Source organism: Pollutimonas rozaliensis (assembly GCF_048751585.1).
GTDB lineage: Bacteria > Pseudomonadota > Gammaproteobacteria > Burkholderiales > Burkholderiaceae_B.
In genome coordinates this window covers 1-231 of sequence record NZ_JAZHOB010000389.1, presented here as the reverse complement: position 1 = coordinate 231, position 231 = coordinate 1, and the positions used below count along the sequence as shown (strand labels likewise).

Annotated in this window: 1 protein-coding gene; it reads left to right on the top strand. The window is 56.7% G+C overall.

What is annotated here, in order from left to right; all coding sequences use genetic code 11:
* Nucleotides 1-25: 25 nt before the first annotated feature.
* Nucleotides 26-231 (top strand): hypothetical protein (locus tag V0R37_RS23335; protein ID WP_420376724.1); only part of this gene is annotated, 206 nt, incomplete at its 3' end.

Here is a 231-nt window from a genome sequence, read left to right as displayed (position 1 = left end):
GCATTGGATCAAGAAGGAGTCTTGCATGAAAAAATCAACAACTGGCTTGCTAATCGGTTCTGCCCTCGTAGTAGGCCTCTCTGGCTGCGCCAGCTCTGCCTCTCAGTCTTCTGGTCAGGCGAGTGCAAGCAGTGACCGTAGCTGGTACCAGCATCCCGCCGTATGTGGACTTGCTGGCGGCCTGATCGGTGGCAGCATTGGCTACGCGACTAGCGGCAGCTCTGACGAAGA